Genomic DNA, 22,735 nt, shown 5'->3' on the forward strand with positions numbered 1-22,735 from the left:
GCCGCAGAGCACGGCTTTATAAGTCATTTTTTAGTTTTGGTGTGGCATGAAAAGCTCATCCACAAATCATCATTATGTGTCTCAGGCCGAGCAAAGGCTAAATTCTATTGATCCATCACGACACAAGAAAAGACAAAGGATTTATGCATTTTCAATTACCAATCGTGAGGAATATGAGGTAGAGCTGGATTCTCCTGCGGGAGTTAAGATCGAAAATAATTTAAGTCACGATGACTTGTATAGCTTTGATGAATTTGATTCAGAAAGGAAATATAGTCTAGAAGGCTTGTATGGCGAATACGAACGAGAAATCGGTCAGTTAACTAAGCCCTTGGTAAAAAAGGTAAGTGCTAATGACTCAAATATAAGCGATGAGCTAATCAGAGTATTTGTTCTAAAGGTATTAAATAGCTTTAGAAATCCATACTGTATAAAGAAAACATTAAATACATTCGGTAGCTTGGGAACTTTTGTACCTACCGATGAAGCTCATAAATCAATATATGAAAAAATAGAACGTGGTGCTGATCCCACAAGATCGGATATTGCCGCTACCTTCGGTGTTTCTGAGGAAGAGTATGTTGGGTGGATGAAATCGTTATTTAACTTATTGGCTGTTAAAGACGCTGACGGAGTAAATATTGTTGAGTCTATGCTGGTTTCGTTTTTTGCAGACTCGAGCAATATGGTGAATATATATGTAAATACATACAGCGGAGAGTGTGAAGATAAATATGTGGCGCTTTCTGACAGAGGGTTTACTATTTTGACTGATACAGATGAGCATACGACATACGAATTCAATTTATCTTCAAACTCATTTATCACCTACGTTTTCACCGATATTCGTAAATATGCTCCATCTTATCTGTGGGATAACCAGGAGCTGATAGAAAGAATTATTTCAGGAAATGAAAATCAAGAGAAAAATGTTCGAGTCCATTTTATAACGAATAATTTGAAAATTCTGGACAGGTATAATAAGAATGTGGTTTATCAATCTCACGCCAAAGTATTTTGTAAGGGAAGTGAGATATATGACTTATAACAATTGCATTCAGCCGACCCATTTCCGCGGCGTTTTGTTTGTGGCGGATGCCACAAGCCTCAAACCACTACAATGGTCGGCTGATGCTAGGCGTTATGGTGCTCGGCCTTAAGGATCGTTTACTAGAAAGCTCATTAAAAAAATCTAGAACTTAGGCATCAAATATCAGTACAGAACTATCTTAGACAGCGTTAAGCCGCAATCCTACGAGGAAGCAACTTTGGACATCCGTGTTGATGACGTGCGAAGTCAAGAAGTTATCGGGCTAATACGAGAGCACCTTGAGTCGATGGCGCCGACGGCTCCTCCTGAGAGCCGTCACGCACTCGATCTCGATGGGCTACGTGGCCCCGACGTTACCCTTTGGGCGATGTGGGACGGGGCGGAGCTCGCCGGTATTGGAGCACTCAAGCGTCTTTCACAGACTCACGCCGAGATAAAGTCCATGAGGACCGCAAAGCCCTACTTGCGTCGGGGTGTTGCGTCACGCCTTCTTTCGCACATGATGCGTGAGGCAAAATCAAGCGGTTATAGTCGACTGAGTCTGGAGACCGGGTCGATGGAGTACTTCCAGCCTGCAAGGGCGCTATACGCTTCATTTGGCTTTACCCCATGTGCGCCATTCGGCGATTACCTGGAAGATCCAAACAGTGTGTTCATGACCCTGACCATAGATGAGGCCAGCGCTTAGCAAGCGGCTGAAAACCGCCGCAAAGGTTTACAGGTGTTCCCTGGCACCTACACTGCCGTGCAGATGAAGCATTCAATTCAGCATCAGGAGGCTTCATGGCACCACGCAGGCTATCGTTCGTTCTCTCAATCGCAACCGCTGCGCTCGTGCTCAGCGGCTGTCCGTCGCCGGGGAATGGCGAGCCGCCGCCGACGACCGAAACAGCCGATACCTCTGAATCCGAAGCGGCGCTTGCTCCGCTTGAGGTAGGCGACGAGGAGATCCGTGCGGCGGATGGGTCCGTGCTGCTCAGTATGGAAGATGTGCCGGGCACCATTCGCGCGGATCAACAGGCTGAGTTTGGTGCTGCGGAGCGCTTCCAGGAAGCCTCGATTTCGCCGGACGGTGCCTGGCTAGCCGTGGTCACTTCGGGAGCGGCACATAGCGCTGGATGGCTTATCCGAATGGAAGCGCGGCAGCTAAGGCCGGCTGCATTCCAGTACGGCGGCAATATCACCATCGGGCCGTGGAGTGATGATTCGCAACGGCTGGTCTTCGTGCAGGAAGGCCCTGCGGGCGGTCGCACGCTGACGGTGGTCGATGCAGAGCGGCTGGGAGAAACGGTGGAGGAGAGTGCCATGCCGGTGCGTAGCCCTGAGCATGACGAGCTGGCACCCGAGGTGCGCATCTACGAGGCGCTGGCGTGGAGGAATGGAGAGCTGCTCTTCCGGGTGGGTGACGAGCGCTGGATTTTCGATGCGGATAGCGGGGAGGTACGGGCCTCGCAGTAGGTATCAAAACCGGGTTTCACACTGAATTTCAAATCGTGGCGAGTGGTCCTCATGAATTCTGAGAACCACTCGCCATTTTCGTTTCAGGCTTGGCCTAGGCTTAGCCGCGCCGATGCTGGCAGCGTCCGCTTGCCCAGGTTTCCAGAATGCTGCGGTCGTCGCCCAGCATCATCAGTGCGAACAGCCGCTCGCCGAGGGTTTTGCAACGTGCGTGACGACGCCCCAGCAGCGGTGAGCCGTCGGGGTCAATCACCACGAAGTCGGCCTCCAGGCCGGGGGCGAGGCGGCCGATCTTGTCGTCCAGCGAGAGCGCTTTGGCGTTGCCCAGCGTGAGGCCGTAGAGGCCTTGCCAGGCGGTGAGCGGCTGGCCGCGCAGCTGGCCTACCTGGTAGCCGGCCTTGAGCGTGGCGAGGCCGGAGAGATCGGTGCCGCCGCCGATGTCGCTGGCGTAGGTGATGTTGAGGCCGACTTCGCGTGCCGCCAGGCGGTCGAAAAGGCCGCTGCCGAGGAACATGTTGGAGCTGGGGCAGAAGGCGATGTTGGCGCCGCGCTCGGCCAGCCTGCAACGCATTTCCTGGTCGAGGTGGATGCCGTGGGCGAAGGTGCTGCGTGGGCCGACCAGACCGGACTGCTCGTAGACTTCGAGATAGTCGCGGCTCTCGGGGAACAGTTCGGCCACCCAGTCGAGTTCGCCGGGGTTCTCGGAGAGGTGGGTCTGCAGCCACAGGCTCGGGTCGTTGCGCAGCAGGCCGCCGGTGGCGTCGAGCTGCTGGCGGGTGGAGGTGGGCGCGAAGCGCGGGGTCAGGCTGTAGCCCAGGCGCCCTCTGCCGTGCCACTCGCCGATGAGCCGTTCGGTGTCGCGAATGCCGCCGTAGGTGTCGTCGCACAGCGCCTCGGGGGCGTTGCGATCCATCAGCACCTTGCCGGCCAGCATGCGCAGGTCGCGCTCGCGGCAGGCCGAGAAGAAGGCTTCCACCGAGGTGGGGTGGCTGGAGCAGAACACCTGGGCGGTGGTGGTGCCGACCCGCAGCATCTCGTCGAGGAAGGCGTTGGAGATCACCTCGGCCCGCTCGCGCTGGGCGAAGCCGCACTCTTCTGGGAAGGTGTACTCGTTCAGCCAGTCCAGCAGCTGACGCCCGTAGGAGGCCATGATCTCCAACTGCACGTAGTGCACGTGGCTGTCGATGAAGCCGGGCATCACCAGCTTGCCGCGATGATCCACCGTCTCGATGCCTTCGGGCAGGCGTGGCGCCAGCGCTGCGTAGTCGTCGATGGTCTTGATGCGGCCGTTCTCCAGCCACAGCGCGCCGTCGGCGTAGTGACGCACGCTGCCTTCGGCGGGGCTGTCGCCTTCGCCGGGATCGGCATCGAAGCTCAGCAGTTCGGCGCGTATTACGCGGGATTCGTTGCTCGTCATGTTTGGGGCTCGTTGGTTGCTGCCCCCGGCGTCCGCTGCCGAGGGTCAGTGATTCGTCCGGTTCTTAGGGTTAGAACAGAGCACGCAGCTCTGCCGGCGCCAGGCCGCGCTGATCGGCGCGTTCGGCATTGCCCACCATAGGCAGCAGTTCGGCCAGGGCGGCGATGGCGATGGCGTAGGGCGTCTTGTCGCCGCCTCTGATCGGTTCGCCATCCGGGCTTCTGGCCAGGCCGATGGGGCAGCGCACCCGAGCCAGGGCCGCGTCGTCGTGGCCGGCATCGGTGAGCCGCGAACGGAAGCTGGCCCACTTGCTCTTGGAGCCGATCAAGCCGATGGAGGCGATGTCGTTACGCTGGAGCAGGGCGCCGACCAGGGCGCGATCCTCGGCGTGGTCGTGGGTCAGCACCAGCGCGTGGCTGCCCGTCGGCAGCGCCGCCACGGCGGCCTGCGGGTCCGGCGCGTGGCGACAGGCCAGGCGCGGTTGTTCCGTGGTCCAGGCCGGGAATACGCCCTCACGGCTGTCGTGCCACAGCACACGCCAGGGCAGCGGGGCGGCCAGGCGTACCAGCTCGGTGCCGACGTGGCCGGCACCGAAGATGGCAAGCGTCGCCGCGCTGCCGGGGAACACCTCCAGCAGCACGTTGACGAAGCCGCCGCAGCACTGGCCGCTGCGCCCGCCCAGGGCGAAGGCTTCGAGGCTCATGCCGGCGTCGCCCTGCGCCAGCTTCTCGCGGGCGGCGTCGATCACCTGGAACTCGAAGGTGCCGCCACCCAGGGTGTCGAACACGTCGCTCTCGCTGATCACCATGCGCGCGCCGGGCTCGCGGGGCGTGGAGCCGGCGCTGGTCACCACGGTGGCCAGCGCGTGGGGCAGCCCCTCGCGCTGCAGCCGGTGCAACGCTTCGTGCCAGGGAGTGGGCCGTGGCGCGTTCATTACGGCGCGCCTCGTTCCAGCCGTGCGCTGTCGTAGCGGCTACGCAGCTCCTCGGCGGCCAGCAGCACCCGCTCCGGCGTGGCCGGGGTGTCGAGACGCGGCGCTTCGGCGTAGTCGGCCAAGCTGGCCAGGGCGTCGCGCAGCGCCGACCACACCGCCATGCCGAGCATGAAGGGCGGTTCGCCCACCGCCTTGGAGCGGTAGATGCTGGCCATGGAGTTGGGGTGGCCCTCCATCAGCTTGACGTTGAACACCGGCGGCAGATCGCCGTAGGTCGGGATCTTGTAGGTGGCGGGGCCGTCGGAGATCAGCCGGCCGGCCTCGTTCCACTTCAGCTCCTCGCTGGTCAGCCAGCCCATGCCCTGAATGAAGCCGCCCTCCACCTGGCCGATGTCGATGGCCGGGTTCAGCGAGTCGCCCACGTCGTGCAGGATGTCGACCCGCTCGACCTGGTACTCGCCGCTCAGGGTGTCGACGCTCACTTCTGCCACGGCAGCGCCGAAGGCGTAGTAGTAGAAGGGGCGGCCCTGGCCGACGTTGCGGTCGTAGTGGATCAGCGGGGTGGCGTAGAAGCCCTTCTCGGAGAGCGAGATGCGGTTGAGGTAAGCGGACTGGACCAGCTCGCCCCAGGGAATGCGCTGCTCGCTCTCGCCGTGGCCGGCGATGAGATGGCCGGCTTCCAGACGCATTTCCTCGCGGTCGAGGCCCTGATCCTTGTAGAGGTGCTCATGGGCGAAGTCGAACAGGCGCTGCTTGAGCTTCACGCAGGCGTCGCGGGCGGCCTGGCCGTTCAAGTCCGCGCCGCTGGAGGCCGCGGTGGGCGAGGTGTTGGGCACCTTGTCGGTACGGGTGGCGGTGATGCGCACCTCGTCGACGTCGAGCCCCAACTCGCGGGCCACAACCTGGCAGATCTTGGTGTGCAGGCCCTGGCCCATCTCGGTGCCGCCGTGATTGATCATCACGCTGCCGTCGGTATAGACGTGCAGCAGGGCACCGGCCTGGTTGAGGTGCTTGGCGGTGAAGGAGATGCCGAACTTCACCGGGGTGAGCGCCAGGCCGCGCTTGATGATCGGACTCTCGGCGTTGAACTCGGTGATGGCACGCCGCCGTGCCCAGTACTCGCTGCTGGTTTCCAACTGCTCGACCAGCTCGCGCAGCAGCTTGATCTGATCCACCTGCTGGCCGTAGTGGGTGGTCTGCCGGCCGGGGCGGTAGAAGTTGCGCTTGCGCACCGTCAGCGGGTCTTCGCCGATGCGCCGGGCGATGTCGTCCATCGCCGCTTCGATCACCATCATGCCCTGGGGGCCGCCGAAGCCGCGGAAGGCGGTGTTGGAGGCGGTGTGGGTGCGGGCGCGGTGGCCGGTCACCCGAGCTTCGCCCAGGGAGTAGGCGTTGTCGCTGTGGAACATGGCGCGGTCGACGATGGCGTCCGAGAGATCGGGGGAGTAGCCGCAGTCGCCGATCACGGTGATCTCGCCGCCCTGGATCACGCCCTGCTCATCCACGCCGAGGCGGTAGCGGTTGTGGAACGGGTGGCGCTTGCCGGTAGCGCGCATGTCGTCGGCGCGGGGCAGGCGCACGCGGGTGGTACGGCCGGTGCGCCGGGCGATCAGCGCGGCGATGCAGGCCCAGGGCGAGGCCTGGGTCTCCTTGCCGCCGAAGCCGCCGCCCATGCGGCGTACTTCCACGGTCACGGCGTGGAACGGAATGCCGAGCACCTCGGCCACCAGCTTCTGGGTCTCGCTGGGGTGCTGGTTGGAGGTGTGGACGATCACGCCTTCGTCTTCGGTGGGCTGCACCAGGCAGGCCTGACCTTCCAGATAGAAGTGCTCCTGACCGCCGACGAACTGCTCCGCCTCGACCACGTGGGCGGCGCTGGCCAGGGCCTGTTCCCAATCGCCGCTCTGCTGCACGTGGGTGGGGCGCACGAACTCGCCGCGCTCGGCGGCGGCCACCGGGTCGAGGCAGGCCGGCTGCTCGTCGATCTCGGCGATGCCCTGGGCCAGCGCCGCGTTCACCGCCTCGCGGGCGGCGCGATGGCTCTCGGCGGCCACGGCGAACAGCACCTGACCGACGTAGCTGATCTCATCCTCGACGAAGATCGGGTCGCCCGGGAACACGGGGCCGATATCGGTGTGTCCCGGCACGTCGTGGAAGCCGACCACATCGACCACGCCGGGCATTGCGCGCACCTTGTCCAGATCGAGCCGAGTCAGCCGGCCATGGGCCACGGGCGAGAGAGCCAGCGCCACGTGCAGCGCATCGGCCGGGGCCTTGAGGTCGTCGATGTAGGAGGCGCGGCCGGTAACGTGCTTGATGGCGCTCTCGTGGAAGCGCGAGTTGGGATGCGTGCCTGGCGTAACGGTGTCACGGGCCAGCGGGCTGGAGCCCTTGATCTCGCCCCTGAGTTCCTCGCGGGCAGCGGCGGAGTCCGCGCTCACGTCGTCGACAGCGTCTATGTCCTTTGGCGCGGCTTCGGGCGCCTTGGAAAGAGAAAGCTTAGTGAGCGTACGCATGGAGCATCACCTCCCGGGGGCTGTCGGTGTCGGCCTGGGCGATCGAAAGGCGCAGGCGCTCGAGCAGGTTGGCGGCGGAGAGCCGGCGGTAGTGAGCGCTGCCACGTACGTCGCTCATGGGCTGGAAATCGTTCGACAGGGCCTCGCGAGCCGCCTGGAAGGCCGCCAGGTCCGGCGCCTTGCCTTCCAGGGCCGCTTCCGCATTGGCGGCCCGCTTGGGGATGGCCGCCATGCCGCCGAAAGCGAGTCGCACGTCGCGCATCACGCCGTTCTCCAGGCGGTAGGCGAAGGCGCCCAGCACCGCCGAGATGTCGTCCTCACGACGTTTGGACAGCTTCCACACCTTGAGAGTTTGGCCCGCCTCGGGGCGCGGCAGGAAGATCGCGCGAATGGCTTCGCCCTCACGCAGCGCGGTGCGCTTGTAGTCGAGGAAGAAGTCGTCCAGCGGCAGTTCGCGTTCCCCCTCGGGGCCGACCAGGCGCAGACGCGAGCCCAGCGCCAGCAGCACCGGCGGGGTGTCGCCGATGGGCGAGGCATTGGCGACGTTGCCGCCCAGGGTGCCGCGGTTGCGCACCTGCTGGGAGCCGAGGCGGTGCAGCAGGTGGGCGAAGGCGTCGTAGTGCGCTTCCAGCAGCGGTTCGAGACGCGAGTAGGTGACGGCGGCGCCGATCCACCAGCCGCTGCGGCCGTCTTCCAGCGTGGCATCGTCGATGTCGTTGAGCTCGGTGACCCGGGTCACGTCGATGACGTGCTCGAAGCGCGCCAGGCGCTGGGTAGATTCGAGCCACAGGTCGGTGGCGCCAGCGACGAGCCGTGCCTTGGGGTGCCGTTTCAGGCAATCGGTGAGTGCTGCAAGCGTAGTGGGCTGCAGGAAGGCGGCGTCGTTATCGGCCGCCTTCGCCTCATTCTTGGGCTCTGCTGGCTGGGTCTCTGCGGCGGCATCGAGCCACAGCGGGCGATTCTCGGGATGCTGGTTCATGCTCAGGGCGGCATCGCGGATCGGGCGATAACCGGTGCAGCGGCACAGGTTGCCGCCCAGCGCGGCTTCCAGGCGCTGCGGCGTGAGGGGTGCCGGAGTATGGCGCTGCTGTTCGTGCAGGGTGAACAGCGACATCACGATGCCCGGCGTGCAGAAGCCGCACTGGCTGCCATGACACGCGACCATGGCGGCCTGGGCGGGATGCAGCTTTTCGCCCTGGGCAAGACCCTCGACGGTGACCAGGTAACGGCCGTTGAGCTGATGCGCGGGCGTGATGCAGGCGTTGGCACTGTGATAGCGCAGCTCGCCATTGGGGCCGGGTTCGCCGATGGCCACCGTGCAGGCGCCGCAGTCGCCCGAGGCGCAGCCCTCCTTGGTGCCGGTAGCGCCGAGCGTATCGCGCAGCAGCTCCAGTACGCTGGTTTCCGGGGTGGCTTCGCTTCTGCACGGCCTCCCGTTGAGCATGAAGTCGATCATCGCCTTGTCTCTTGTTGGCTATGTCTCTTTGACATTGTGGTTGTTGGTAAAAGCTGTGACACGGTCGTTGTGGCGTGACGCACGGTGCCAGTATTGGTTCGTCTGTTTCGACGATTGTTGACCAAATGGTCAGGATGTATCCAGCATGGGCCAGAATGTCGCACTTTGCAAGCGCAAAGACGCCCATGGTCTCATTTGCAGGAACCGCCGCGGTGGGGCACTCTCTTGGCATCCCACCATCATTCACAGGGCAGGGCCTGTCGATGACCGACGTGACCGAAACCGAGACCTTGCAGCCTGTACGGCCGGGTGGCGAAAGCAATGGCGCCACACGCGAGCGCAACGAGCGCGAGATACTCGAAGCCGCCGAGCGGGTGTTCGCCCGCTTCGGCTATCGCGGCGCCAGCGTTCAGGCCATCGCCGAAGAGGCGGGGCTGCCCAAGTCCAACGTGCTCTATTACATGGGCAACAAGCGTGGGCTGTATGTACGTCTGCTCGAGCGCATGATGGCGCGCTGGAACGCCTTGCTCGATGACATCAGCGTGGAGGACGACCCGGCCGAAGTGCTGGAGGCCTTCATCCGTAGCAAGATGCAGCTCTCTCGCCAGCACCCGGAAGGGTCGCGTCTGTTCGCCGCGGAGATACTCGGCGGTGCGCCTTTCCTGCAGGGCTATCTGCGCGGCGAGCTGCGCGAGTGGGTGCGTACCCGGGCGAGAATCTTCGAACAGTGGGCCGAGCGCGGCCTGATGGATCCGGTCGACCCGGTGTGGTTGATCTTCCTGATCTGGTCGGCCACCCAGCACTACGCCGACTTCGAGGCCCAGGTGCTGGGCATCATGGGCCAGGACGAGATCTCGGATGCCGACGTGGAGCGGATCACCCGGTTCCTGACCCAGGTGATCCTCAAGGGGTGTGGGGTCAAGCCTCCTTCGGCAACGCCAGGCTGATCGCCACCGTCGCCATGAGCATGGCGCTCGACACCCACAGCGTGGCGCTGAGGCCGCCGGTCATGTAGAGCCAGCCGGAGAGCAGGGTGCCGATCAGCCGGCCCATGGCGTTGGCCATGTAGTAGAAGCCCACGTCCAGCGAGACCCCGTCCGAGCGCGCCATGCGCACGATCAGGAAGCTGTGCAGGCTGGAGTTCACCGCGAACACCGCGCCGAACAGCAACAGCCCGCCCAGCAGTACCACGTGCGGCTGCCACTCCCACTGAAGGCCGAGCGCGATCAATGCCGGCAGGGCCGCCAGCGCCGCGGCCCAGGCGATGGCGGCGCCGCGTCCCGCCGTGCGCCCGGTGATGCGAGGCGCAACCGCCTGCACCGCCCCGTAGCCGATCACCCACAGCGCCAGAAAGCCGCCGACTCGCCAATGGTCCCAGCCGAACTGAGTGGCGAGGAACACCGGCAGCGCCACCACGAACCACACGTCGCGGGCGCCGAACAGGAACATGCGTGCCGCCGAGAGAATGTTGATCGCCCGGCTCTTGGAGAGAATCTCGCGGAACTTCGGCTTGGCCTTGGCGCGGCCCAGGTCGGCGTCTAGGCGGGCAAGCGAGAGGCCGAGCACGCCGACGAGCATCAGCGCCATGGCCAGTATCGCCCCCTGGAAGCCGATCAGCGTGAGCAGCAGCCCGCCGAGAAAGAAGCCCACCCCCTTGAGCGCATTCTTCGAGCCGGTGAGCAGCGCCACCCAGCGGTAGAGCGAGGTGTGCCCCTCATCTCCCGCCGGCACCAGGCCCTTGATCGCGCTCTTGGCGCTCATCTTGTTGAGGTCCTTGGCGATGCCGGAGAGCGCCTGGGCCGCCATCACCCAGGGCACCGCGAGCCAGGCCGTGGGCACCAGCAGCATGGCCAGGGCGACGATCTGCAAGCCCAGCCCCAGGTTCATGGTGCGGTTGAGCCCCAGCCGCGCGCCCAGCCAGCCGCCCACCAGGTTGGTGACCACACCGAAGAACTCGTAGAACAGAAACAGCAGCGCGACTTCCAACGCCGAATAGCCGAGCTGGTGGAAGTAGAGCACCACCAGCATGCGCAGGGCGCCATCGGTGAGCGTGAAGCCCCAGTAGTTGCCGGTCACCAGCAGGTACTGGCGAACCTCGCGGGGCAGGGCGGCGACGCGCGCGATCATACGTCGGCGTTCCCCACCTTGGCGGCCAGCTCCGCGGTGCGACAGGCGTAGCCGTACTCGTTGTCGTACCAGGCGTAGATTTTCACCTGGGTGCCGGCCACCACCATGGTTGAGAGCGCGTCGACGATGGAGCTGCGCGGGTCGCTACGGTAGTCGATGGAGACCAGCGGACGCTCCTCATAGCCCAGGATACCGGCAAGCTCGCCCTCGGCGGCCTCCTTGAGCAGGGCATTCACTTCTTCCACGGTGGTCTCGCGTTCGACCTCGAAGACCACATCGGTGAGCGAGGCGTTGGCCAGCGGCACGCGCACGGCGTGGCCGTTGAGCTTGCCGGTGAGCTCCGGGAAGATCGCGGTGATCGCCTTGGCCGAGCCGGTGGTGGTGGGGATCAGGCTCATGCCGCAGGCCCGGGCCCGGCGCAGGTCCTTGTGAGGGGCGTCGAGGATCACCTGGGTGTTGGTGATGTCGTGAATGGTGGTCATCGAGCCGTGGCGGATGCCGAGCCGTTCGTGGATCACCTTGACCACCGGCGCCAGGCAGTTGGTGGTGCAGCTCGCCGCGGTGACGATGCGGTGGCTGGCGGGATCGAAGAGGTGGTCGTTGACCCCCATCACCACGTTGAGTACGCCTTCTTCCTTCACCGGCGCGCTGACCACCACGCGCTTCACGCCCTGGTCCAGGTAGCCCTGGAGCTTGGCGCTGCTCTTCATCTTGCCTGAGCACTCGATCACCACGTCGCAGTCGGACCAGTCGGTATCGGCGATCTCGCGATTGGTGCTGAAGGCGATGCGCTTGCCGGCCACCTCGATGGCGTCCTCGGTCGACGTGATATCATCGCCGCCGCCGCTCCACTGGCCGTGTACCGAGTCGAACTGCAGCAGGTGAGCGAAGGTGGCGGCGTCGCCGCCCGGGTCGTTGATGCGCACGAACTCGAGGTCCGGGTTGGTCCAGCCGGCGCGCAGCGCCAGGCGACCGATGCGACCGAAACCGTTGATGCCGATGCGTAGGGTCATGTCGGGGCTCTCGTGTCTGTAGAGAAAGTCGTGAGTGAACGTCGGTGGCGAAACATATGGCAAATCGTATATGAAGCGAGATGACAATTCGATGACGCCCGGCGGCGAACTGCCCATCGATGCCCAACTGCCGGCGATCCGCCAGGCGCTGGCCGCGCATTCCCGCGTGCTGCTGGTCGCCGAGCCCGGGGCGGGCAAGACAACCCGAGTGCCGCTGGCGCTGCTGAACGAGGCCTGGTGCCTGGGAGAACGCGGCGCAGGCCGCCTGCTGCTGCTGGAGCCGCGGCGGGTCGCCGCCCGCCTGGCCGCCGGCTTCATGGCGGAAAGCCTGGGCGAAAGAGTAGGCGAGAGCGTGGGCTACCGCATGCGCGGCGAGAGCCGGGTGGGGCCCAACACGCGGCTCGAGGTGGTCACCCAAGGGGTGCTGACGCGAATGCTGCAGGACGACCCGCTGCTTGAAGGGGTGAGCGGCATCGTCTTCGACGAGTTTCACGAGCGCAGCCTGGAGGCCGACCTGGGACTGGCCCTGGCGCTGGATGCCCAGTCGGTGCGTGACGACCTGCGTCTGTTGGTGATGTCGGCCACCCTCGACATCGAGGCCCTGCTCGGCGTGCTCGGCGAAGCCACGCCGCTGCTCGAAAGCCAGGGGCGCAGCTTCCCGGTGGAGACCCGTTATCGTCCGCTCAGCTTTCGCTCCAACTCCAACTCCAGCTCTCGCGACGACGCCGCAAGCCAGCAGGCTATAGCGGTAGGGGAAGCCCTTGCCCTGAGCGAAGGCGATGCTCTGGTGTTCCTGCCCGGGGTGGCCGAGATCCGCCGCCTGGCGCGGGAGCTGGCCAGCCGTAGGCCCGAACTGGCGGTGCGCGAGCTGCACGGGCGGCTGCCGCTGGAGGAGCAGCGCCGCGCCTTGAAGCCTGAGGCCGACGGTCGGCGGCGCGTGGTGCTCTCCACCGCCATCGCCGAATCCAGCGTCACCGTGGATGGCGTACGCATCGTCATCGATGCCGGTCAGGAGCGGGTGCCGGTGTTCCAGCCGCGCAGCGGGCTCAGCCGGCTGGAGACCCGTCGCGTCAACCGTGCCAGCGCCGACCAGCGTCGCGGTCGTGCAGGGCGTCAGGGGCCGGGGCTTTGCTTGCGGCTGTGGGCCGAGGAGCAGCCTCTGCCGGCCCACGGCGAGCCCGAGATGCTGCAGGCCGATCTCGCTCCGCTGGCCTTCGAGCTGGCCCGCTGGGGAATCGTCGACCCGAGCGCGCTGGCCTGGATCACGCCGCCGCCCGCCGGGGCGCTGGCGGCGGGGCGCCGCCTGCTGCAGCGGCTCGGTCTGATGGACGAGGGCTTCCTGCTCACCGAGCTGGGCCGTGCCTGCGTACGCTGGCCCACCCATCCGCGCCTGGCGGCGATGCTGGCGCGTGCCGGCGAGCTCGACGCCGTGCCGCTGGCCTGTGCCCTGGTGGCGACGCTGGAGGGACGCGATCTCGACGGCGAACAGGACCTGGAGCGCACGCTTCAGGCCCGCCTGGCGCAGCCCACCGCTCACCGTCAATGGCAGCGCGAGGCTCAGCGCCTGGCGCGGATTGGCGGTGTGGGCCTGGAGGTCACGAGCCTGGCGCCGCTGGGGGAGCTGCTGGCGCTGGCCTATCCGGACCGGGTGGCGCAGCGTATCCAGCACGACGCCGGGCCGGGTCGCTTCCGCCTGGCATCCGGGGGCCTGGCGACCTTGCCCGAGCGGCATGCGCTGGCCCATGCCGAGCTGCTGGTGGCCGCCGAGCTGGACGGCCAGGCCAGCGGCGCGCGAATCTTCCGCGGCGTGGCCATCGAGCGAGCGCGGCTCGAGGCGCTGTTTCCCGAAACGCAAGAGTGGCGGGCGAGCCTGGAGTGGTCGGAGGAGCAGGGGCGCCTGATCGGCGAGCAGGTACGCGGCCTGGGGGCGGTGGTGCTCGAGCGCAAGGCGCTTTCGTCGCTGCCGCCGGAGGCGGTGCGCCAGGCGCTGCTCGACGCCCTGCGCCGGCGCGGCGAGCTGCCCTTCGACGACAGCGCCGAGCAGCTGCGCGGCAGGGTCGCGCTGCTGCGCCAGGCGTTGGGCTCTCGGGGGGATCAAGACTGTGATGATGAGCAGGATTGGCCCGACTGGTCGTTGCCGGCGCTGCTCGATGATCTCGAAGCCTGGCTGGGGCCGCACCTCGACGGCGTCAGAAGCCTCGACGCGGTGGCGCGGCTGCCGCTGGGCCGCTTTCTACTCGACAGCCTCGACTGGTCGCTGCGTAGCCGGCTCGATGCGCTGGCGCCGGAGCGTCTCGAAGTGCCCAGCGGCTCGCAGATACGCCTCGACTACACACCGTGCCTGGAGGGGCGGCCACCGGTGCTGGCGGTGAAGCTGCAGGAGACCTTCGGCTGGCGGGAGTCGCCGCGTGTCGCCGAGGGGCGTGTCGCCGTGTTGCTGCACCTGCTCTCGCCGGCCCGGCGCCCGCTGCAGGTCACCGCGGATCTCGCCAGCTTCTGGGCCAACGGCTACCCCGAGGTGCGCAAGGAGATGCGCGGCCGCTACCCCAAGCACCCCTGGCCCGAGGACCCCACCACCGCCGAGGCCACCGCCCGCACCAAGCGGCGCTCATGAGCCGGTGCTGAGGCCTTCAACCGGGTAGCAGCGCTGCCACGCCCATGCCCAGCGACACGAACCCCAGCGCGATGCCGAAGGCGGGCCAGGGTTGAAGCCTGCTTTCGCTCCGCTTGAGCATCCAGGCCAGCCGTCGAAAGCCACGCTCTCCTCGCCGTTCCAGCGCCTGGCGCCATGCGAGGCGTGCCCGCCCTGGCTGCGGCAGCCGAGGTTTGAGGAGAACCGCCACGACCGCCAGCCCAAGAGCGAGGGATGGCTCCAGCAAGCCTGAGCGCAGGATGGCGAGCGGGGCTGCGACAAGCGGGGCGTACCACTGCCAGCCCCAGGCCACCAGTACCGGCAGGGCTGCCAGCGTGGCCCAGCCCAGCAACAGGCTGCCGGGTAGGTGCAGCGTCTGCCGGCTGGGGGGCGAGCGCCATAGCAGCCACAGCAGGCGCAGCATCAACAGGCCGGTGGCGATGCTCGAGAGGGAGAGCAGCCAGCCGGCCCCCTCGGCTTCCGCCAGCGCATTCTCCATGGTGGTCTTGACCAGCATGCCGCCCGTTGGCGGCACGCCCGCCAGCGCCAGGGCCGGCAGCAGCATGCCGAGCAGTACCCGGCGATGCTCCCTGCCGTGCACCCGGTTGGCCATGCCCGCCCCCAGAAACAGGCTGGCCTTGGCCAGGGAGTGCGTTGCCGCCAGCAGCAGCAGGGCCGTCATGGCGGTGGCCGGTGAGCCGCTGTAGAGCACCAGACCCAGCAGAGCGGTGAGCAGCCCCATCTGACTCACGCTCGACCAGGCCAGCACGACCTTGGCGTGATCGTGAATGATGCCGCGCAGTGCCGCATAGAGGGCGGCGACCAGCCCCACCATCACCATGCCGGGGCCCCAGGCCACGGTGGCATCGCTGAGCGGGAGCAGGCGCAGGGCGCCCAGCAGGCCGAGCTTGATCATCAGCCCCGAGAGAATGGCGCTGGCCATGGGCGGTGCGACCGGATGTGCCAGCGGCAGCCAGGCATGCACGCCGATGACACCGGCCTTGATGGCCAGGCCGAATGCCAGGCAGCCCAGGGCCAGAGGAGGCAGTTCGTGGCGGGTCAGCCCGGCGAAGCTCAGGTCGCCGGTGGCGTTGGCAATGAGGGCGAGGCCCGCCAGCATCGCCACTTCGGCCAGCAGCAGCATGGCCAGGTAGCCCAGGCCGGCCAGACGCGAGGCCCGATGCCCGTCGTGCTGCACCATGGCCCATCCCAGCAGGCTGAGCAGCGCGGCGCCGGTGTAGAAGGTGAGCAGGTCCGCGGCGAGCAGGGTGCACAGGTGGATCACCGCCGCCGCCGCCAGGATGGCCAGTAAGCGGTGGGCGGCAGGGAAGGTGGCGCGCCAGGTATAGGTGGCCCACAGCACCAGCGGCCAGATGCACAGCGCCGGCAGCAGGAAGGCCAGGCCGGTGGCATCCAGCATCAAGCCGTGCCATGCCGTCAGTGTCATGACGGGACCCAGGCCCCAGGCCAGTGCGGCAAGCCCCAGTGCCAGCCAGGCGAGGCGTCGGGTGGTGTCGCTGTGGGTGGGGCGAGAGGCGATAACGGCGGCCCGGCGCGGCTGGGGGCGCAGCCCCAGGTCGAACAGGCGCCACAGGCAGGCAGCGGTGAAGAAGGTGCCGAGCAGCACGACCGCGGCAATGAGGTAATGGCCCTGCGCCAGCGCCCCTTGCAGCAGCCACCACTTGCCGACGAACCCGCCGGTCGGGGGGATGCCCAGCAGGCTGAGACCGGCCAGCGCCATGGCCAGCCAGGCCAGCGGCAGGCGACCGGCATCGCCGGCCAGCCGGCTGAGGCGATCGTGGCCGTGGGCGACGACGATGGCGCCGGCGGCAAGGAACAGGGCGCCCTTGGCCAGCCCGTGGGCAAGCAACAGCAGCAGGCCGCCCGGAAAGGCAGGGTCGTGCGCAGCGTTCGGCGTGGGCCAGTTCATGTCGGCATCGAGCCCGAGCAGCAGCAGGGCGTAGCCGCTGTGGCAGAGCGTGGACCAGGCAATCAGGAGCTTGAGCCGGGTCTGCAGCGCGGCCTGAACGCCGCCCCAGCCCAGTGCCGCTATCCCGATCAGCACCAGCCAATCGAGCTGAGCGCTGTGGAGCTGGGCCAGCGGGGCCAGCCACAGACGCCACAGCACGAACAGGGTCGCCGCCACGACCACCGCCGAGAGCATGGCACTGACCGGCGCCTGTGCCTTGGAGTGGGCGGCCGGCAGCCAGGTGTGCAGCGGCACCACGGCGGCCTTGATCAGCAGCCCCAGGGTAAGCAGGGTGGCCGCCAGGCGCATGGTGGCGTCATCCTCGAGCGCGTCGACCAGCAGGCCGAGGTCGAGCCGGCCGGTCTGGCCGTAGATCAGTGCCGTTCCCAGCAGGTAAAGCAGCGAAGCCAGCAGCGAGGCCATCAGATAGCGCAGGGCGGCCTCGCCGAAGCGGTCATGGGGAGAGCGGGCCACCAGGCCGACGCCGGCCAGAGTGACCAGCTCCAGCGTCACGTAGAGATTGAACAGATCCTGCGAGAGCAGCAGGGCATTGAGCCCACCCCACATCATCCACCACAGCGGCCACAGATGCCGGTCGCTGGATGTCGACGGGTCCAGCAGCAGGGCCAGGCTGGCAGCGCCTGCCACGACGGCCGTCATGCCCAGCATCGAGAGTGTGGGCAGATCGAGGTGCCAGGCGATGCCCAGCGGCGGCGGCCAGTTGCCCAAGGCGATGCCGAGGGCCTCCCCGCCCAGCGTCGCCGGCAAGGAGAGTACGAGGCACATCAGCATGGCAGGCAGCCCCAAGGCCACCTGGCGCTTGGGTGAGAGTGCGCCGAGAAAGGCCGCCAGCGAAAGGCCGAGCGGCAGCAGAATCGATGACGGTAGTGCCCAGGCGGCCAGCCCCGTTGCCGTCATTGCGACTCCTCACGCCGTCGTTCGTGGGCACGAATCGTCAACCCCAGTGCCGCGGCCGTGGTGCTCACGGCCACCACGATGCCGGTCAGCACCATCACGTGGGGGACCGGATCGATGCCGGCGTCGGTGCGCGCGAGAGTGACCAGCAGCAGAAAGGTGGCGCTGGCCAGCACGTTGAGCGCCAGAATGCGGCGCAGCAGATCGTCGGTGCGGAACAGACCGATGACGGCCATGCCGCAGAGCAGGGCGGCCACGACGGCATAATAGAGGCTCATCGACCGGGCTCCCCGTACAGGTAGAGGGCCATCAGCATCAGCGCGATCGAGAGTGCCGTGGCGACTTCCACGGCCAGGATCGCCGACTTGACCAGCGCCTGAGGAATCGCCAGGAAGGTACCGGTCAACAGCAGGCCGCCCAGGCCGACGGCGAGAAAGAGTGCCAGCCCCGCAACCAGCAACAGGCGCAGCAGGGGTTTGAAACGGGGCTGCTGCATCCAGCCGACACGATCGGCCAGCAGCAGCAGAATGCCGCCGGCTCCCAGCACCGCGCCGGCCGGGAAGGCGCCGCCCGGGGCATGGGCGCCGCGCCACAGCAGATAGGTGGGAACGAGCAGGAACAGCGGATGCAGCAGGCGCGACAGGGCAGGCAGGCCGGGTAAAGAGGTCGCCGGAGCGAAGGGACGCAGCGCCGGGCCCAGTGACCACACCAGCATCACGGCGCCCAGCATCACTGCCACTTCGAGCAGCGTGTCCAGCGCGCGGATGTTGAGCAGTACGGCAGTCACGGCATGGCTGACGCCGGTGGCGTCCAGCTTGGCCGTCACCTCGGCGGCCAGACCGGGGCGTGGCAGGCGTTGAACGCCCCAGGCCAGCCAGCCGGCGCCGACGCATGCGGCGAAGATGGCCGGGTAGCGCCAGTAGCGGTGCCACTGCTGCGGGTGGGAGCCGACAGCGGCCGCGCTGGGCAGGCGTCCCAGCGCGGTGAGCAGCAGTGCGCCGGTCACGCCGGCGCCGATGGCGGCCTCCGCCAGGGCGATGTCCGGCGCCTCGAGGCGTACCCAGACCAGCGCCATGAGCAGGTTGAAGGCCATGAAGTGCACCACGGCGGCGAAGCGGCGTGGTAGAAACAGCGCCTGCCAGCCGAGCCAGACCAGGCCGGCGGCGAGCAGCAGGTCGAAGCCCAGGGTCAGTGCCGTCATTCGTGCGGTTCCCGGCGCGCCTCCCGGCTTGCGCCCGTGCGGTTCTGCCAGGGACGAATGCCGCAGGCATCGGCCGTCGATGCCACCAGCGTGGCGCCGATGCCGGATGCCAGTAGCACCAGCAGCCATACCAGCATGATCTTGGCCGCCTCGGCCAGGCCCCCGGCCTGCAACGCCAGGCCGGAACAGAGCAGCCCGAGCCCCAGGTTGTCCGCCTTGGTCAGGGCGTGCAGCCGGGTGAAGACATCGGGAAAGCGGATGAAGCCCAGGCTGCCGGTGAGGAAGAACAGGGCGCCGGCGACGATCAGAAGATGGCTTAACGCCTCGTGCCACTCAGTCATGTCTGGCCTCCTCGCGTGCTTCGCCGTCTTCTCTCAGCAGCGTCCAGGTGCGGGTGACGAAGTTGGCCATGGCCACCGCAGCGAGCAGGGCGAACAGCAGCGCAACGTCGATCAGCACCGGCTGGTCGACCAGCGCGCTCAATATCAGCAGCACGGCCACGGTCGTCGTCGTTATCAGCTCCGCGGCGATCATGCGGTCGGCGCTGGTCGGTCCTTGCCAGATACGCCAGGCGCCGACACCGGCATTGGCCAGCAGCAGGACGGCGGCGAACAGATAGATCGGCGTCATGCGGCGCTCTCCTTACGGCGATGGCGGCCACCGAAAAGCGCCTCGACGTGCCTTTCCAGGCGCTGCAGCATGGCGACGATACCGTGCCGATAGTGCAGCACATGCACCTGGAGACGGTCGCTGTCGATGCGTACGGTGAGAGTGCCGGGCAGCAGGTTGATCAAGGTCGCCATGAACAGCCGGCCGGAGGTGTCGTCCAGCCGCTGCCAGCGATGCTCGATGACCCGCGTGTCCAGCTGCATGCGCGGACGACAGGCGAGCCAGGCCACCTCGATACCGCCGCGCAGGCCGAGCCACAGGGCCAGCGTCAGCAGGCGTAGCCAGGCCAGCGGCCGCAGCGGCAGGTCGGGAGTCGGCATCACGAGCGCGGCGACGATGATGGCAGGCATTCCCCAGCGCCAGCTCTCCGCTTCGCCGCCGCCGAGCATCCACCACAGCAAGGCGAGCAGAGCCAGACGACCGGCCCAGCCGCGCCAGTCGCCGAACCTAGTTGGCAGAAGTCGTCGCCTCGTCATGTCGGCCCGAGTGGGTGGCATCCGATCCCTCACGCTTGCGCAGGATGAACTTCTCCAGCTCCACGACCAGGTACAGCACCACGCTGCCGGCCAGGATCACCATCCAGTGGATCGGCGACAGCGCGGCGCTGCCGAATACCGTCTGCATGAAGGGAATGTAGGTCCAACCCAACTGCAGCACGACCAGACCGATGGCGATCCATACCGGGCGGCTGCCGAAGATGCCATGCAGCGAGAGGGTGCTGTTGACCAGGAAGCGGCTGTTGATCAGGTAGGCCGCGCTGCCCATGACCAGCATGTTGACGGCGCCGGAGCGCGCCAGCTCCTCGCTGCCGCCCTGGACCTGCAGGATCCAGCTGAACATGCCGAATACGCCGATCAGCAGCAGGATCGAGACGAATACCACCCGCCACAGCAGGAACAGATCGAGCAGGGCGGCGGATGGATCGCGTGGCTGGCGCTGCATGATATCGTCTTCGGCCTTCTCGAAGGCCAGCGCCAGGCCCAGGGTGACCGCCACCACCATGTTGACCCACAGCGCCTGCAGCGGAGTGACCGGCAGCAGGGTGCCGGCCAGCACGGCGAGCATGATGGCCAGGCCCTGGCCGCCGTTGGTGGGCAGAATGAAGGTCACGGTCTTGCGGATGTTGTCGTAGACCTTGCGCCCCTCCTCGATGGCACCGACGATGGTGGCGAAATTGTCGTCGGCCAGCACCATCTCGGCGGCCTCCTTGGCTGCCTCGGTGCCCTGAATGCCCATGGCGACCCCGACGTCGGCCCGCTTGAGGGCGGGCCCGTCATTGACCCCGTCGCCGGTCATGGCGCAGATGCCGCCCTTGGCCTGCATCGCCTTCACCAGGCGCAGCTTGTGCTCCGGGGCCGCGCGGGCGAAGACGTCGATCTCGAGAATGCACTCCTCGAGCTGCTTGTCGGACATCTCTTCCACCTCGCGGCCGGTCAGGGCGCGGTCGGTGTGGGCGAAGCCGAGCTGCTCGGCAATGGCCTTGGCCGTCACGCCGTGGTCGCCGGTCACCATCACCGGGCGGATGCCTGCCTCGAGGCACTGCTTGACGGCCTCGATGGCGGCCTCACGCGGCGGATCGAGCAGCCCGACCAGACCCAGCAGCACCAGGCCCTGCTCGGCGTCCTCGTCGCTCAGCTCGCCGGAGATGTCGTCGGCTTCCTTCTCCGCCAGCGCCAGCACGCGCAGGCCGCGGGAGGAGAGGTCGTGGATGCGGTCTTCCCACTCCTGCTGATCCAGCTCGCTGTCGCCGTCGGCGCCGCGTACCTTGTGGCACATCTCCAGCAGCCGGTCGGGGGCGCCCTTGACCAGCAGGCGCTTGCCCTCCAGCTCGTTGAGGGTGGCCATGTACTTGCGCTCGGACTCGAAGGGGATGGCATCCTGGCGTGGGTGCTCGTCGCGCAGCTCTCCGGTATCGAAGCCGCCCTTGGCGCCGGCCACCACCAGGGCGCCTTCGGTGGGATCGCCGTGGATCGTCCAGCGCTCGTCCTCCTGGGCCAGCTCGGCGTCGTTGCACAGCACGCCGACCTTGAGGAAGTGGGCCAGCGCGGGATAGTCGTCCAGCGAGATCTCCTCGCCGTGCTCGTCGCTCTCGCGATTCTCAGGGGCGAGGTGCAGCTTGCCTTCCGGGGCGAAGCCGATGCCTGAGAGGCGGAACTCGCCCTCGGGGAGCCAGATCGCCTGGGCCGTCATCTCGTTGCGGGTCAGGGTGCCGGTCTTGTCGGAGAAGATGGTGGAGATGGAGCCCAGGGTCTCGACCGCCGGCAGCCGGCGGATGATGGCGTTGCGCTTGGCCATCACCTGCACGCCCAGCGCCAGGGTGATGGTGACGATGGCCGGCAGGCCCTCCGGAATGGCGGCGACCGCGAGGCCCACCGCGGCCATGAACATGGCGCTGATGGGCTCGCCGTGCAGGACCACGCCGATGGCGGCAGTCAGGGCGGCGGCAGCGAGAATGAAGATCGCCAGCACGCGGCCGGCACGGTCGAGCTGTTGCAGCAGCGGCGTCTTGAGCTGCTCCACGCCGCGCAGCATCTCCGAGATGCGCCCGATCTCGGTTCGGGTACCGGTCTCCACCACCACGCCCTGGGCGGTGCCCTGGACCACGATGGTGCTGGCATAGACCATGGCGCTGCGGTCGCCCAGCTCGGCATCCTCCTCGACGGCAGCGGTCTGCTTGTCCACCGGGGTGGATTCGCCGGTGAGGGCGGCCTCCTCGGTGCGCAGGCGCTTGGCCTCGAGCAGGCGCAGGTCGGCGGGCACGCGATCGCCGCTCTCCAGCATGACGATGTCACCCGGTACCAGCTCCTCGGCGTCGATGGTCTGGCGTTTGCCGCCGCGCAGCACCGAGGCCTGTGGCGAGAGCATGTTGCGTATGCTCTCCAGGGCCTGTTCGGCCTTGCCCTCCTGGATGAAGCCGATCAGCGCGATGATGATCACCACCCCGACGATGGCCAGGGCGTCCAGCATGTGGCCCAGCGCCAGGCTCGCCACCGCCGCCACCAGCAGGATGATCATCAGGATGTTGTTGAACTGTTCGAGCAGGCGCCGCCACCAGGGCCGCCCCTCCTCCTGCTTGAGCTGATTGGGGCCATAGCGCTCGAGGCGTGACTTGGCTTCGTCATCGCTCAGGCCGTCGCGGTTACCGTCGACCTTCTCCAGGGCTTCATCGGGGGGCAGGGCATGCCAGGCGGTGCGGGAGTCGTCTTGGCGATCGGGCATTTCCATATCTCCGAAAGCGGTGTGAATAAGCTCAGATGTAACATATGCGCTGTTGCTGTGCCGTGACCCAGCGCAAGTTACTCACCCCAACTCCTTGTCAGGGATTTGCTCGTGGGGGCGTGGCCACTCTGCCAAATCTGCTAAATCGGCCAAAGTCG

18 protein-coding genes are annotated in these 22,735 nt (G+C 66.5%); 5 read left to right on the plus strand and 13 right to left on the minus strand.

The window, feature by feature from the left end:
- The first annotated feature begins 46 nt into the window (after positions 1-46).
- The 3 genes from C4S71_RS22265 to C4S71_RS00705 all read left to right on the plus strand — a co-directional run bounded on the left by C4S71_RS22265 (position 47) and on the right by C4S71_RS00705 (position 2,509).
- Positions 47-1,048 carry a hypothetical protein gene (locus C4S71_RS22265; protein WP_146064576.1) on the plus strand — a complete coding sequence of 334 codons (1,002 nt, stop codon included), beginning with the start codon at positions 47-49 and terminating at the stop codon, positions 1,046-1,048.
- Between the two features lie 289 nt (positions 1,049-1,337).
- Positions 1,338-1,739, plus strand: coding sequence for a GNAT family N-acetyltransferase (locus tag C4S71_RS00700; protein ID WP_235014146.1), 402 nt, complete (start codon positions 1,338-1,340; stop codon positions 1,737-1,739).
- A 95-nt stretch (positions 1,740-1,834) separates the two neighbouring features.
- Positions 1,835-2,509: a TolB-like translocation protein gene (locus C4S71_RS00705; protein ID WP_103967870.1), complete on the plus strand. Its 675-nt coding sequence runs from the start codon at positions 1,835-1,837 to the stop codon at positions 2,507-2,509.
- 100 nt (positions 2,510-2,609) lie between these two features.
- On the opposite strand, the gene guaD is transcribed toward C4S71_RS00705, so the two are convergent.
- The 4 genes from guaD to xdhA form a co-directional block, all read right to left on the minus strand.
- Positions 2,610-3,926, minus strand: coding sequence for a guanine deaminase (guaD, locus tag C4S71_RS00710; protein WP_103967871.1), 1,317 nt, complete (start codon positions 3,924-3,926; stop codon positions 2,610-2,612).
- Positions 3,927-3,996: 70 nt separating this feature from the next.
- Positions 3,997-4,860 (minus strand): xanthine dehydrogenase accessory protein XdhC, encoded by an 864-nt coding sequence (xdhC, locus tag C4S71_RS00715; protein WP_103967872.1) that lies wholly within the window; start codon positions 4,858-4,860, stop codon positions 3,997-3,999.
- A complete protein-coding gene (gene xdhB, locus C4S71_RS00720; protein WP_235014114.1) occupies positions 4,860-7,376 on the minus strand; it encodes a xanthine dehydrogenase molybdopterin binding subunit in 2,517 nt (838 codons plus the stop codon). The genes xdhC and xdhB overlap by 1 nt, the downstream gene beginning before the upstream one ends.
- The gene (xdhA, locus tag C4S71_RS00725) at positions 7,360-8,832 is read right to left on the minus strand and encodes a xanthine dehydrogenase small subunit (protein WP_103967873.1); all 1,473 of its coding nucleotides are present in this window, start codon (positions 8,830-8,832) and stop codon (positions 7,360-7,362) included. The genes xdhB and xdhA overlap by 17 nt, the downstream gene beginning before the upstream one ends.
- Before the next feature lie 263 nt (positions 8,833-9,095).
- Here xdhA and C4S71_RS00730 point away from each other — a divergent pair, with 263 nt between their 5' ends.
- Positions 9,096-9,779 carry a TetR/AcrR family transcriptional regulator gene (locus C4S71_RS00730; protein WP_103967874.1) on the plus strand — a complete coding sequence of 228 codons (684 nt, stop codon included), beginning with the start codon at positions 9,096-9,098 and terminating at the stop codon, positions 9,777-9,779.
- Here C4S71_RS00730 and arsJ read toward each other — a convergent pair.
- Both arsJ and C4S71_RS00740 read right to left on the minus strand, forming a co-directional pair.
- Positions 9,751-10,959: an organoarsenical effux MFS transporter ArsJ gene (gene arsJ / locus C4S71_RS00735; RefSeq protein ID WP_103967875.1), complete on the minus strand. Its 1,209-nt coding sequence runs from the start codon at positions 10,957-10,959 to the stop codon at positions 9,751-9,753. The genes C4S71_RS00730 and arsJ overlap by 29 nt on opposite strands.
- Positions 10,956-11,972 carry an ArsJ-associated glyceraldehyde-3-phosphate dehydrogenase gene (locus C4S71_RS00740; RefSeq protein WP_103967876.1) on the minus strand — a complete coding sequence of 339 codons (1,017 nt, stop codon included), beginning with the start codon at positions 11,970-11,972 and terminating at the stop codon, positions 10,956-10,958. Before C4S71_RS00740 ends, arsJ begins: the two co-directional genes overlap by 4 nt.
- Positions 11,973-12,042: 70 nt before the next feature.
- On the opposite strand from C4S71_RS00740, the gene hrpB reads away from it, so the two are divergent.
- Positions 12,043-14,586 (plus strand): ATP-dependent helicase HrpB, encoded by a 2,544-nt coding sequence (gene hrpB / locus C4S71_RS00745; protein WP_235014116.1) that lies wholly within the window; start codon positions 12,043-12,045, stop codon positions 14,584-14,586.
- Between the two features lie 16 nt (positions 14,587-14,602).
- Here the strand turns inward: hrpB and C4S71_RS00750 are convergent, their stop codons facing one another.
- The 7 genes from C4S71_RS00750 to C4S71_RS00780 are packed head-to-tail and all read right to left on the minus strand — an operon-like array spanning position 14,603 to position 22,577.
- Positions 14,603-17,491, minus strand: coding sequence for a proton-conducting transporter transmembrane domain-containing protein (locus tag C4S71_RS00750; protein WP_103967878.1), 2,889 nt, complete (start codon positions 17,489-17,491; stop codon positions 14,603-14,605).
- Positions 17,488-17,766: an NADH-quinone oxidoreductase subunit K gene (locus C4S71_RS00755; RefSeq protein ID WP_103967879.1), complete on the minus strand. Its 279-nt coding sequence runs from the start codon at positions 17,764-17,766 to the stop codon at positions 17,488-17,490. The genes C4S71_RS00750 and C4S71_RS00755 overlap by 4 nt, the downstream gene beginning before the upstream one ends.
- Complete coding sequence (locus C4S71_RS00760; RefSeq protein ID WP_103967880.1) at positions 17,763-18,689, minus strand: hydrogenase subunit MbhD domain-containing protein; 927 nt, start codon at positions 18,687-18,689, stop codon at positions 17,763-17,765. The genes C4S71_RS00755 and C4S71_RS00760 overlap by 4 nt, the downstream gene beginning before the upstream one ends.
- Positions 18,686-19,030, minus strand: a complete 345-nt coding sequence (mnhG, locus tag C4S71_RS00765; protein ID WP_086509671.1) for a monovalent cation/H(+) antiporter subunit G — start codon at positions 19,028-19,030, stop codon at positions 18,686-18,688. Before mnhG ends, C4S71_RS00760 begins: the two co-directional genes overlap by 4 nt.
- On the minus strand, positions 19,023-19,319 hold the full coding sequence (locus C4S71_RS00770; protein WP_086509672.1) for an MrpF/PhaF family protein: 297 nt from the start codon (positions 19,317-19,319) through the stop codon (positions 19,023-19,025). The genes mnhG and C4S71_RS00770 overlap by 8 nt, the downstream gene beginning before the upstream one ends.
- The gene (locus tag C4S71_RS00775; RefSeq protein WP_160113339.1) at positions 19,316-19,834 is read right to left on the minus strand and encodes a Na+/H+ antiporter subunit E; all 519 of its coding nucleotides are present in this window, start codon (positions 19,832-19,834) and stop codon (positions 19,316-19,318) included. The genes C4S71_RS00770 and C4S71_RS00775 overlap by 4 nt, the downstream gene beginning before the upstream one ends.
- The gene (locus C4S71_RS00780; protein ID WP_103967882.1) at positions 19,806-22,577 is read right to left on the minus strand and encodes a cation-translocating P-type ATPase; all 2,772 of its coding nucleotides are present in this window, start codon (positions 22,575-22,577) and stop codon (positions 19,806-19,808) included. Before C4S71_RS00780 ends, C4S71_RS00775 begins: the two co-directional genes overlap by 29 nt.
- Positions 22,578-22,735: the final 158 nt, after the last annotated feature.

Source organism: Billgrantia desiderata (assembly GCF_900108215.1).
Taxonomy (GTDB): Bacteria; Pseudomonadota; Gammaproteobacteria; order Pseudomonadales; family Halomonadaceae; genus Halomonas; species Halomonas desiderata.